Source organism: Streptomyces sp. NPDC002463, from assembly GCF_042889835.1.
Taxonomy (GTDB): Bacteria; Actinomycetota; Actinomycetes; order Streptomycetales; family Streptomycetaceae; genus Streptomyces; species Streptomyces nymphaeiformis.
On the sequence record NZ_JBIARL010000007.1, the window covers coordinates 121,246 to 133,937 of the forward strand.

At 69.6% G+C, this 12,692-nt stretch carries 7 protein-coding genes; 2 read left to right on the forward strand and 5 right to left on the reverse strand.

Annotated elements, in window-relative coordinates:
• Positions 1-41 precede the first annotated feature (41 nt).
• On the reverse strand, positions 42-2,294 hold the full coding sequence (gene murJ / locus ACFYX3_RS16305; protein ID WP_376583546.1) for a murein biosynthesis integral membrane protein MurJ: 2,253 nt from the start codon (positions 2,292-2,294) through the stop codon (positions 42-44).
• Positions 2,295-2,337: 43 nt separating this feature from the next.
• On the reverse strand, positions 2,338-4,701 hold the full coding sequence (locus ACFYX3_RS16310) for a DUF6049 family protein (RefSeq protein WP_389013466.1): 2,364 nt from the start codon (positions 4,699-4,701) through the stop codon (positions 2,338-2,340).
• A 198-nt stretch (positions 4,702-4,899) separates the two neighbouring features.
• Here ACFYX3_RS16310 and ACFYX3_RS16315 point away from each other — a divergent pair, with 198 nt between their 5' ends.
• Positions 4,900-6,342 (forward strand): CCA tRNA nucleotidyltransferase, encoded by a 1,443-nt coding sequence (locus ACFYX3_RS16315; RefSeq protein WP_389013469.1) that lies wholly within the window; start codon positions 4,900-4,902, stop codon positions 6,340-6,342.
• A gap of 87 nt (positions 6,343-6,429) precedes the next feature.
• On the opposite strand, the gene ACFYX3_RS16320 is transcribed toward ACFYX3_RS16315, so the two are convergent.
• The 3 genes from ACFYX3_RS16320 to ACFYX3_RS16330 form a co-directional block, all read right to left on the reverse strand.
• Positions 6,430-7,689: an MFS transporter gene (locus tag ACFYX3_RS16320; protein WP_389013473.1), complete on the reverse strand. Its 1,260-nt coding sequence runs from the start codon at positions 7,687-7,689 to the stop codon at positions 6,430-6,432.
• Positions 7,690-7,764: 75 nt separating this feature from the next.
• Complete coding sequence (locus ACFYX3_RS16325) at positions 7,765-8,847, reverse strand: inositol-3-phosphate synthase (RefSeq protein ID WP_389013476.1); 1,083 nt, start codon at positions 8,845-8,847, stop codon at positions 7,765-7,767.
• Positions 8,848-8,895: 48 nt separating this feature from the next.
• Complete coding sequence (locus ACFYX3_RS16330) at positions 8,896-9,576, reverse strand: helix-turn-helix transcriptional regulator (RefSeq protein ID WP_382656078.1); 681 nt, start codon at positions 9,574-9,576, stop codon at positions 8,896-8,898.
• A gap of 371 nt (positions 9,577-9,947) precedes the next feature.
• Between ACFYX3_RS16330 and ACFYX3_RS16335 the strand changes: the two genes are divergently transcribed.
• Entirely contained in the window at positions 9,948-12,689 is a 2,742-nt protein-coding gene (locus tag ACFYX3_RS16335; protein ID WP_389013480.1) for a transglycosylase domain-containing protein, read from the forward strand.
• Positions 12,690-12,692: the final 3 nt, after the last annotated feature.

The window sequence follows — 12,692 nt, forward strand, 5'->3', positions numbered from 1 at the left end:
GACACACGGCCCCCGTCGATGGTTGTGCGGGACCACCCGGTTCAGCGTCCCAGGCGTCCGCGGACCATACCGACCAGGGTGTTCAGCTCCGCGATCCGCATGCGCTTCGCCGCGACGAAGAAGACGCCGAGGAGCGCCGCCCCGCCGACCAGGAGGGCGACGAGCGAGCCGAGGGCGCCCTCGCCGAGCAGCTTCAGCAGGCCGAAACCGACGGCGCCGGCGACGATCGCGGCGGGCACGGAGGCCATGCAGAGCCGCGCGTAGGTCCGCAGCACGTGGGTGCCGTCCAGGTCGCCGCCCAGACGCTTGCTTAGCCGGCGCCAGGCGATGCCGACGCCGACGGCGTAGGCGAGGCCGTACGAGGCGGCCATGCCGACGACCGCCCACTGGGCGGGCAGGACGACGTAACAGATCGCCGAGGCGGCCGCGTTGACGGCGGCGACGATCACCGTGTTGTAGAACGGCGTCCGGGTGTCCTCGTAGGCGTAGAAGCCGCGGAGCACGACGTACTGGACGGAGTACGGGATCAGGCCGAGGCCGAAGGCCATCAGGATGAAGCCCATGCCCTGGGCGGCCTCGATGCCGCTGGAGGCGTAGAGCAGGGTGCACATCGGGACGCCGAGGGCGAGGAAGGCGAAGGCGACCGGGACGATCGCGACGGCCGAGTTCCGCAGGCCCTGCGAGATGTCGTCCCGGACGGCGCCGGGGTCGTCGTCGTGGGCGGCGCGGGAGATCCGCGGCAGCAGCGCGGCCATGACGGAGACCGTGATGATGGCCTGCGGCATGCCCCAGATCAGCTGGGCGTTGGAGTAGGCGAGGAAGCCGGCACCGTTCTTACCGGACTCCTCACCGGCGGCGGTGGCGAGCTGGGTGACGACCAGGACGCCCGCCTGGTTGGCGAGGACGAAGAGCACGGTCCACTTGGCCAGCTTGACCGTCTTGCCGAGCCCGTGGCCCTTCCAGTCGAAGCGGGGACGGAAGCGGAAGCCCGTCTCGCGCAGATACGGGATCATGGCGAGCGCCTGGACCACGAGGCCGAGCAGGGTGCCGATGCCGAGCAGGCGGATGCCCTCGTCCGGGATGGTCTGCACGCCCATGTGGGACTCGGCGGAGGTGCCGTAGACCCAGATGAACAGGCCGAAGGTGACGATCATGACGATGTTGTTGAGGACCGGGGTCCACATCATCGCGCCGAACTTGCCGCGGGCGTTGAGGATCTGGCCCATCACCACGTGCACGCCCATGAAGAAGATCGTGGGCAGGCAGTAACGGGCGAAGGTCACGGCCACGCTGTTGGCCGCGGCGTCGTCGGCGATGGTGTTCGACATCAGCCGGATCAGCAGCGGCGCCGCGAAGACGGCCAGGGCCACGATGAGGCCGAGCGCCACCATGACGAGGGTGAGCAGGCGGTTGGCGTAGGCCTCGCCGCCGTCCTCGTCGTTCTTCATCGAGCGGACGAGCTGGGGGACGAAGACCGAGTTGAGGCCACCGCCGACGGTGAGGATGTAGATCATCGTCGGCAGGGTGTAGGCGATCGTGAAGGTGTCACCGAGCAGGGCCGCTCCGAGCGCGCCGGTGATCACCAGGCTGCGGACGAAGCCGGTCAGCCGGGACACCAGGGTGCCTGCCGCCATCACCGCGCTCGACTTGAGCAGCCCGGAGGCACGGCCGGACTTCTTCGGGGCGGGCGCGGGCAGCGGGTCCGGCTCCGGGGCGGGCTGGGGCACCTGGCCGGGCGCCTGCTGGTCCCGGTAGAGGTGCGCGAACGCGTCCGGCTCGGGCGTCTCCTCGCCGGCCCGGGTCACCAGGTCGTCGACCCCGGTGAACTGGACCGTGCGCGCGTCGTCGCCGTACGGCAGGTGGCGCGAGGGACCGTCCGGCTCGGGCGCCGGGGTCTGTGCCCACACCCGGGGGTCGGGTGCGTGCTGCGGCGTGGCGGGCTGCTGGTAGAGCGCGTGCGGGTCCTGGTAGGTGCCGGGCGGGGGCGGCGGGTGCGCGGCGCGGTCGTACAGCGCCTCGGTCACCGGATCCTGCGCGGCCATGTCCTGCGCCTGGTACGGGTCGTGGGCGTAGGCGTCCTGGACGTACGGGTCCTGGGCATACGGGTTCTGCGCGTAAGGGTCCTGCCCCTGCGGGTTCTGCGCGTAGGGGTCCTGTCCCTGCGGGGCAGGGGCGCCCTGGTGCGGGGGCGGCACCGGCGGGTGGCCGGCACCGGGAGGCGCCGCGGGCGTCCCACCGGACGGCGCCGGGCCGCCCGCGCCCTGGCCGCGGTCACCGTCGTACGGCGCGTTCATCTGCCCCACCTCATCGTCCCCGGCCGACCGGCCACGACATCGCTCAACGGTCCACCTTCTCACCCGAGCCCGACGGGTCGCCGCTTTCGGGCCCGGTGTCCGGTGTCGGGTCACTCGGCTGCCCGGGTTCGTCCCCGCGGGCCTCCTCCTCGCCGGACCCGTCCGGGCCGGGCTCGGAAGCGGCTTCGTCCTCGGCGCTCTCGGCCGCCTCGGCCGCCTCGGCCTCGGCGTTCCGGGCGGCCACCCGCTTGCGCTGGCTGTACATGCGCACACCGGCGAGGACGAGCAGGAGCACACCGCCGGCGATCACGAGCATCACCGTGGGAGTGATCTCGGAGACCTTCACGGTGAAGTTCATCGGCTGCCCGTACGGGGTGCCGTCCTGGGTGTAGAGCTGGGCCGTCATCGGCACCTGGCCGTTGACGTTCGCCGAGGCGGTGAACTTCACCGACTGGCTGTGTCCGCCGCCGACCTTCACCGGGAGCTCCTGATACCCGTCGCCGTCCAGCTCGAGCCGGTTCTTGTTGGCGGAGGTGAGGCGCAGCACCAGATGGTCCACGTCCTGGAGCAGCTTGTTCTGGACGGTCACGGGGATCGTCGCGCTGCGGCCGGAGAGCGTGAGGTCCGACTTGTCGACGAGCTGGACGCCCTTGGTGAGGCTCTGGAGGTAGTCCAGGACGCTGTTCCGGTAGATCGCGGCCGCCCGGGCCTCGCCGCGCCAGGACGTCGACATCTCGCGGTCGATCGCGTTGCCGAACGGCGTCACGACGCGTTCCGGCTGGGTCAGGATGACCTTGAAGTCGTCCAGCTCGTCCCGGGTGGTCTTCATGTCGCGGAAGGCCTGGACCGGAAGCTCACGGTCGCGCAGCTTCTTCGGGTAGCGGGAGCTGCTCGGCACCGTGGTGGAGGCGTCCGGGTCCGGCTTGGCGGCGGCGGCCGCGAGGAGGTCGCTCGGCTGGGTCCAGCGCCGGCCGGAGAGGCCCTCCAGGGCGGTCGCCATGGCCTGAGCCTGGGCCACGGTCGGCATCCGCTGCGGGGCGACCACGATGCTCCGCTGGTCCTCCGGCTGCTCCAGGGTGACCGCGAGGGACTGGGCCAGGAACTCCTGGACCGCGAGCGTGGAGTTCTCCGCGCGGACCATGTCCCCTTCGAAGGCGGTGGACAGGAGCGCGTCGCTCACCACGGCCGTGGTGCTGCCGTTGCCGAGGGGGCGGGCGGCCGTGGCGGTGTACGGGAGGTCGTCGCGGACGCTGTCGCTGCGGGCGATCACCTTGTCGGCGCCGGCCGAGGTGGCGACCGCCGCGATGGCGGGGTCCACGGCTCCGTCGACGGGCCAGGCGAAGTCGGTGGACGCCTGCACGTGGAGGACGGTCTCGACCGTCATGCCGGCCAGGGAGGTCGCCGACTGGAGGTGTCCGAGGGAGCCGGGGACGTCCTTGCCCCGGTGGGCGAGCGAGGCCAGGTCGGGGTCGGCGAAGGGCAGGGCGACGACCTTGTGCCCCTGGACCGCCTTCTCCAGCGAGTCCAGCCACCGCTCGGCGAGAGCCTGGTTCCTGCCGGGGACGTCCCGGTCGCCGTCCTTGACGCGGTAGCCGTTCGCCATGGCGTCGACGGAGGCCAGCAGGTCCGGGTCGACCACCCAGGTGACCGGAAGGTCCTTGCCCAGCGAGACCAGCTGGTCCAGGCGCCCGCCCGGACGCAGCTCGTCCGCGAGGTCGTCGTCCTGGAAGACCGGGGTCTGCTGGTCGTCCGTGGCCGTCTGCGCGGAGACGTGCGCCGAGGCGATCAGCGGCCAGAGGTAGGTGAGCTGGGTCTTCTTCTCGGCGGCCTCGGGCTGGTACGGCAGGAAGGTCCGCTCGATGCCGAGCACCCGGTCGTACTGCCGGTCGGAGGTCTGCCCGGTGAGGGAGACGCCCAGCTGGTAGACGCCCTCCTCGTCGAGGCCGAGCTCGGAGACGGGGACGGACAGCGAGAAGTCGCTGCTGAGGCCGGCGCCGAGCCGGGGGATCTTGACGGTGGGGGCGCCGTCGAGGGGAGCGGGGTCGCTGTCGTTCCGGAAGCCGGTGCGCCCCGTGACCTGGTCGATCTCGCTGCGGCTCGTCATCCTCGGTCCGACGCGCAGGTTCACGGTCGCGTCGGTGACGGTCTTCTTGCCGCGGTTGGTCACCGTGCCGGTGATCGTGACGGTGTCGCCCTCGACGGGAGCGCTCGGGGCCAGCGTGTCGAGTGACACATCGACCGTCCTGGAGCCGCCGGCATCCTCGGCGGCGGCCGCCGGAGCGGCGGCGACCGGGCCGTGGAGCAGGCCGGCGAGGAGCGGCGCCCCGAAGGCGACGGTGATCGTGCGCCGCAGCCATCGGCGGGCAGGTGAGGGACTGGTTCCCTGGATGTCTGCCGCCTCGGCCACGCGTTCGCCCGTCCTCGTCGTTGTCTGTGGTGCCAGTGGTATCGGTGGTTCCCGGTTGCTGTGTCCAGGCATGGTAACGAGGCACGCCGGGGGCAAGTGCCGGGGACTGCTCCAGGCGATCTTCGGCCGTTGCCCGGCGGGCGTCCGGGCGGAAATCGGGGACGTCGTGGTGAGCCGGGGCACGTACCCTTTTCTGTTGTGCCGAACGCCAACGAAGACACCCCGACTGCACTGAGCCAGGTGCAACGCCGCGCGGTCAGTGAACTGCTGCGTGTGTCCCCTGTCGCCGACGACCTCGCCCGCCGTTTCCAGGAGGCCGGGTTCAGCCTCGCGCTGGTCGGCGGCTCGGTGCGGGACGCGTTGCTCGGCCGGCTCGGCAACGACCTGGACTTCACCACCGACGCCCGCCCCGAGGACGTACTGAAGATCGTCCGACCGTGGGCCGACGCGGTGTGGGAGGTCGGCATCGCCTTCGGCACCGTCGGCTCTCAGAAGGACGGCTACCAGATCGAGGTCACCACGTACCGCTCCGAGGCGTACGACCGGACCTCCCGGAAGCCCGAGGTCTCCTACGGCGACTCCATCGACGAGGACCTCGTCCGGCGTGACTTCACCGTCAACGCCATGGCCGTGGCCCTCCCCGAGAAGGAGTTCATCGACCCGTACGGCGGCCTTGAGGACCTGTCCGCCCGGGTCCTGCGCACGCCGGGTACGCCGGAGGAGTCCTTCTCCGACGACCCCCTGCGCATGATGCGGGCCGCGCGATTCGCCGCACAGCTGGACTTCGAGGTCGCCCCCGAGGTCGTGACGGCCATGAAGGAGATGTCGGGCCGGATCGAGATCGTCTCCGCCGAGCGCGTCCGCGAGGAGCTCAACAAGCTGCTGCTCTCGGCACATCCCCGCAAGGGCCTCGGGCTCCTCGTGGACACGGGTCTCGCCGAGCACGTGCTGCCCGAGCTTCCGGCCCTGCGCCTGGAGAGCGACGAGCACCACCGGCACAAGGACGTCTACGAGCACTCTCTGACCGTCCTCGAGCAGGCGATCGACCTGGAGGAGGACGGGCCCGATCTGGTGCTGCGGCTCGCCGCCCTGCTCCACGACATCGGCAAGCCGCGCACCCGCCGCTTCGAGAAGGACGGCCGGGTCTCCTTCCACCACCACGAGGTGGTCGGCGCGAAGATGACCAAGAAGCGCATGACCGCGCTGAAGTACTCCAACGAGATGATCAAGGACGTCTCGCGTCTCGTGGAGCTGCACCTGCGCTTCCACGGCTACGGAAGCGGCGAGTGGACCGACTCTGCGGTGCGTCGCTACGTCCGCGACGGAGGGCCGCTGCTCTCGCGCCTGCACAAGCTGACCCGCTCGGACTGCACCACGCGCAACAAGCGCAAGGCGGCAGCGCTCTCCCGGACCTATGACGGTCTCGAGGTGCGGATCGCCCAGCTCCAGGAGCAGGAGGAGCTGGACTCGATCCGTCCCGACCTCGACGGCAACCAGATCCAGGAGATCCTGGGCATCGGGCCCGGGCCGGCCATCGGCCAGGCGTACAAGTTCCTGCTCGAGCTGCGGCTGGAGAACGGTCCGATGGAGCACGACCAGGCCGTCGCCGCGCTCAAGGAGTGGTGGGCAGCGCGCGACTGAGCCGGGACGGCGCCCGGAAGGGCCGATGTTTCACGTGAAACACGGCCCCGACCGACTCGCAGACGGGGTGGTGTTTCACGTGAAACATCACCCCGTCCGGCGTTCCCGGCGCAGGACCACGGCGAGCGCCGCGTAGATCAGGGCCACCAGCACGACCAGAAGGGGCGACCGGCCGTCGGGTGGCAGCATCAGGGCCGCCACCCCCGCCGCACCCACGAAGGCGACGTTGAACAGCACGTCGTAGAGCGAGAAGACCCTGCCCCGGTAGGAGTCGTCCACGGTCGTCTGGACCACCGTGTCCGTCGCGATCTTGGCCCCCTGGGTGATGAGCCCGAGGACGAAGGCGGCGACGAGGAAGGGGGCCGGGGTGAAGGGCAGACAGAGCGCCGGCACGAGGACGGCCGCCGCGGCCGTGCACAGGGCCATCCAGCCGAAGGGCCCGAACCGCCCGACCGCCCAGGGGGAGACGACGGCGGCGGCGAAGAAACCGGCGCCAGACGCGGCGACGGCGATTCCGAGCAGACCGAGGCCCTCGGAGTCCGTGGAGCTCCACGCGTACCGGGAGAGCATGAGCACGGCGACGAGCAGGGCGCCGTAGCAGAAGCGCATGAGGGCCACCACGGTCAGCGCCCGGGCGGCGGGGCGCCGCTCGCCGAGGTGCCGCAGTCCCGCGACGAGGCCCTGGGCCGTCGACTTCAGGGCCGAGGCGAGGGACTGCGGTGCGAGGCCGGCATCGGGGCCGAGGAGCTCCCGGGACATCCGCAGCGAGGCGAGGGCGGCGCAGAGATAGAGGACGGCGCCGAAGGCCACGACGGCCGCGTCGGAGTTGTCGGCGAGGAGCCGGACGCCGAACGCGAGACCGCCGCCGACGGTCGCGGCGAGGGTGCCGGCGGTGGGCGAGAGGGAGTTCGCGATGACGAGCCGCTCCTCGTCGACGACGCGCGGCAGGGAGGCCGACAGCCCTGCCAGGACGAAGCGGTTGACGGCGGTGACGGAGAGGGCGGAGGCGTAGAAGAGCCAGTCCGGTACGGAGGCGAGGACGAGCGCGGCGGTCCCGCAGGCGAGGAGGGCTCGCAGGAGGTTCCCGTACAGGAAGACCTGGCGGCGCTGCCAGCGGTCGAGGAGCACCCCGGCGAAGGGCCCGACGAGCGAGTACGGGAGCAGGAGCACCGCCATGGCGGAGGCGATCGCGCCGGGCGAGGTCTGTTTCTCGGGGGAGAAGACGACGTACGTGGCCAGGGCCACCTGGTAGACGCCGTCGGCGCACTGGGAGAGCAGCCGGACGGCGAGCAGGCGGCGGAAGTTCCGCAGGCGCAGGAGTACGCGCAGATCACGTACGACGGACATGGCAGCAAGACTCACATACGAAGAGGGCCCCCGGGCAGTGCCTCGGGGACCCTCGATCGACAAGCGTGACGAGCCTTAGCGCTCGACCTCACCCTTGATGAACTTCTCGACGTTGGCGAGGGCCTCGTCGTCGAAGTACTGAACCGGCGGGGACTTCATGAAGTAGGAGGACGCGGAGAGGATCGGGCCGCCGATGCCGCGGTCCTTGGCGATCTTCGCGGCGCGCAGGGCGTCGATGATGACACCCGCCGAGTTCGGGGAGTCCCAGACCTCGAGCTTGTACTCCAGGTTCAGCGGGACGTCGCCGAAGGCACGGCCCTCGAGGCGGACGTACGCCCACTTGCGGTCGTCCAGCCAGGCCACGTAGTCCGAGGGGCCGATGTGGACGTTCTTCTCGCCCAGCTCGCGGTCCGGGATCTGCGAGGTGACGGCCTGGGTCTTGGAGATCTTCTTGGACTCCAGGCGGTCGCGCTCCAGCATGTTCTTGAAGTCCATGTTGCCGCCGACGTTGAGCTGCATGGTGCGCTCAAGACGGACACCGCGGTCCTCGAACAGCTTCGCCATCACGCGGTGCGTGATGGTCGCGCCGACCTGCGACTTGATGTCGTCGCCGACGATCGGGACACCGGCCTCGGTGAACTTGTCAGCCCACTCCTTGGTGCCGGCGATGAAGACCGGGAGGGCGTTGACGAAGGCGACCTTGGCGTCGATGGCGCACTGGGCGTAGAACTTCGCCGCGTCCTCGGAACCGACGGGCAGGTAGCAGATGAGGACGTCGACCTGGCGGTCCTTGAGGACCTGGACGACGTCGACGGGCTCCTCGGCGGACTCCTCGATGGTCAGGCGGTAGTACTTGCCGAGACCGTCGAGCGTGTGACCGCGCTGGACCGTGACGCCCTTGTTCGGGACGTCGCAGATCTTGATGGTGTTGTTCTCGCTGGCGCCGATGGCGTCGGAGAGGTCGAGGCCGACCTTCTTCGCGTCGACGTCGAAGGCGGCCACGAACTCGATGTCACGGACGTGGTAGTCGCCGAACTGGACGTGCATCAGGCCGGGCACCTTGGCCGCCGGGTCGGCGTCCTTGTAGTACTCGACGCCCTGCACCAGCGAGGCGGCGCAGTTGCCCACGCCGACGATGGCTACGCGAACCGAACCCATTCCGGTTGCTCCCTGTGTGATCGTGGAAGCCCTGCTGTGCGCAGGGTTTCACTTGGCGGTGTCGTCGGACGGATCCGGCCGGGTACTGCCCCCGTGCCGGGGCAGGCCGCCCGTCTCTCCAGAATCGTTGTCGTGCAGAGCGGGGGCGTCGGAGCCGGATCGCTGATCCCGCCCCGCCCGCTCGCTCTCGATGAGCTCGTTCAGCCAGCGCACTTCGCGCTCCACGGACTCCATACCGTGGCGCTGCAGCTCAAGCGTGTAGTCGTCCAGGCGCTCTCGGGTCCGGACCAGGGAGGCGCGCATCTTCTCCAGGCGCTCCTCCAGCCGGCTGCGGCGGCCCTCGAGCACGCGCATCCGCACCTCGCGCTCGGTCTGACCGAAGAAGGCGAAGCGCGCCGCGAAGTGCTCGTCCTCCCAGGCGTCGGGGCCGGTGTGGGAGAGGAGCTCCTCGAAGTGCTCCTTACCTGCCGGGGTCAACCGGTAGACGATCTTGGCCCGGCGTCCTGCGAGTGAAGCGGCGAGGGCCTCCTCGGGGGCGCTGCCCGGCTCCTCGATCAACCAGCCGTTGGCGACCAGCGTCTTGAGGCAGGGATACAGCGTTCCGTAGCTGAAGGCCCGGAAGACGCCCAGCGAGGTGTTGAGGCGCTTCCGCAGCTCGTACCCGTGCATCGGGGCCTCGCGCAGCAGGCCGAGAACGGCGAACTCGAGGATGCCGGAGCGTCTGCTCATCCGTCGCCTCCTCCTCCGCCTTCGGGACCCTTATGCCGCACTGATGTATCGACTCGATACATCAGCACGATAGAACGACCTCCCTGTCTCGACAAGCGGACCCACCGTGACCGGCGTCACATCGTCAATTCACAGCGATCGACTTGCCTGATTTGGGGTGAACTCCGGCTCTAGGTGGGATTTGGCCGTGCGTAGTCTGTGCGGCATGCAGACCACCGGGAACCGAGCGATGCCCTGGGGCGTCAGTGCTGCGGGTGACCGGCTGCGCTTCGGGGGGACCTCCGATGGGGTTCCCGCGAGCGCATTTCGGGGGGACCGGAACTCAACTGCCGCTTCCAGGCGTACGCGCCTGCCCGAGGAGTAGTCGTTCGATGAGCGAGCATCGTCGCAAAATGCCGCCGCAGCAGCCGCCGACGGGCGGTCGCGCGGCGGCACGGCGCGCTGCCCAGCAGCCGATGGGCCGCAGGTCGGCCCCGGCCCATGACGTCGGTACGGGGGCCCCTTCGGCCTCGTACGGACCTCCCTCCTCCTATGGAGAGGAGCAGCGTCCCTACGGAGGGCGCGCCGAGGCACGGCGGGCCGCCCAGCGCGGCAGCCGCCGCCGGGGTGCCGATTCCGGCCCTGGTGGCCCCGGCGGTCCCGGTGGGGGACGGCGTGGCGGTGGCGGCGGTGGCCGCGGCAGCGGTCCCGGGCGGGGCTCCGGCGGTCACCAGCCGGGCAAGAAGCGCTTCATCGACTACCCGCGCCACAACAAGTACGGCTGGCGTCGCTGGATGCCGTCGTGGAAGCTCGTCACGGGCACGTTCCTGTTCTTCGTGGCGAGCCTGATGGGCGCTGCGACGATCGCGTACTCCAGGGTGGAGATCCCCAAGGAGGCCGACACCGCGAAGTCGCAGAACAACATCTACTACTGGGCCGACGGCTCCCGCATGGTCGCGACGGGCAGTGGCACCAACCGTCAGATCGTCCCGTTCGCGGAGATCCCGAAGTCGATGCAGAACGCCGTGATCTCGGCGGAGAACAAGACGTTCTGGGACGACTCCGGTGTCGACCCCATGGGCATCGCCCGCGCCGTGTGGAACATGGCCAAGGGCGGCGAGACCCAGGGTGGTTCGACGATCACCCAGCAGTACGTGAAGAACAACCGCCTTGACGACCAGTCGCAGACCATCACCCGGAAGGTGAAGGAACTCTTCATCTCCATGAAGGTGGGCAACGACGTCGGCAAGGACCAGATCATGGCCGGCTACCTGAACACCTCGTACTACGGGCGTGGTGCGTACGGCATCCAGGCGGCGGCCCGCGCCTACTTCAACAAGGACGTCGGCAAGCTCAACGCCAGTGAGTCGGCGCTGCTCGCCGCGGTGCTGAAGGGTGCGACGTACTACGACCCCGCCGGCTACCCCGAGATCGACTCCAAGGCCACGCGCGAGGCGAACACCAAGCGGGCCACCGAGCGGTGGAAGTGGATCCTCGACGAGATGCAGAAGGACGGGCACATCTCGGCCGAGGAGCGGGCGAAGTACACCACCTTCCCGAAGGTCCAGCCGCCCCGGAAGAGTGCCAACCTGAGCGGTCAGATCGGCTACCTGGTCTCCACCGCCAACGTGAACATGCAGAACCAGTTCGGGATCACCGAACAGCAGCTGCAGCGCGGCGGCTACGAGATCTACACCACCTTCGAGAAGGAGAAGGTGGACAAGATGGCGGCCGTGATCAGCAAGAAGATCAAGGACAACATCGACCCGAAGAAGCGCCCGAAGACGGACACGCACGTCCAGTTCGGCGGCGCTTCGGTCGACACGGCGACCGGGAAGATCGTCGCTCTCTACGGTGGCGTCGACGCCACCAAGCACTTCCGGAGCAACGCGGACAGCACCGGTGCCCAGGTCGGTTCGACGTTCAAGCCCTTCGTGCTCGCGGCCGCGATGAAGGACGGCGTCCGGAAGAAGTCGCTCGGTCCGGACCAGGACGCGTCCGAGCGCACGATCGTCGACCCGGACAAGAGCCTCTACAACGGCAAGGACGACCTGACGATCCGTAAGTACAACGGGGACATCTGGCTCGACGACAAGGGCAACGAGTGGAAGCAGAGCAACGATGAGGACGCCAGCTACGGCCCCATCTCCCTGCGCTACGCCATGATGAAGTCGGCCAACTCCCCGTACGTGCAGCTCGGCATGGACGTCGGCATCGACAAGGTCCGTGACGCGGCCGAGAGGGCGGGCCTCCGCGAGGAGTCCCTGGTCAAGGGTGAATTCCCCTCCTTCTCCCTCGGTGTCTCCAGCCCGAGCGCCATCCGCATGGCCGGCGCGTACGCCACCTTCGCCAACGAGGGTGAGCAGAACGACCCGTACTCCGTCGAGACGGTCAAGCGCAGCGGCGTCGTCATCAACAAGCACGAGGCCAAGCCCAAGACCGCCTTCAGCCCGGCCATCGCCAACAACGTCACCGACGTGCTGCGGTCCGTCGTGGACGACGACCGGGGCACCGGCCGCAAGGCGCGCATCCCGGGCCGCGCGGTGGCCGGCAAGACCGGTACGACCGACGACAACATGTCCGCCTGGTTCGTGGGCTACACGAAGCAGCTCGCGACCGCGATCGACATGTACCGCTTCGACGACGACGAGACGAAGCAGGGCCGCAAGTTCGAGAAGATGTACGGCACGGGTGACCAGCCGACGATCCACGGTTCGTCGTTCCCCTCGCAGATCTGGAGGGAGTACATGACGGATGCCGTGAAGGACATGCCCGTCGTGGACTTCCCCAAGCCGGAGAAGCTGGAAGGCGCCGAGCCCGTCTTCGGCGGTGGTGCCCAGAGCCCGACGCCGACGCCGACGGCCACCGAGACACCCACCGAGTCGGCGACCCCGACGACGACTCCCCCGGCCACCCCGACGACGACTCCCCCGGGGAAGCCGACGAAGACGCCGAAGCCGGGCAAGACGACCTGTGACATCTGGGACTGGAACTGCAACAACGCGGGCGGTAACACCGGGCAGCCCACCACCACGCCACCCACCACCGAGACGCCGACGCCGACCGACTCGCCGACGGACACCTCCAGTGGCGGTGGAGGGGGGAACGGCAAACCCGGCGGGACCTTCCCCTGATCC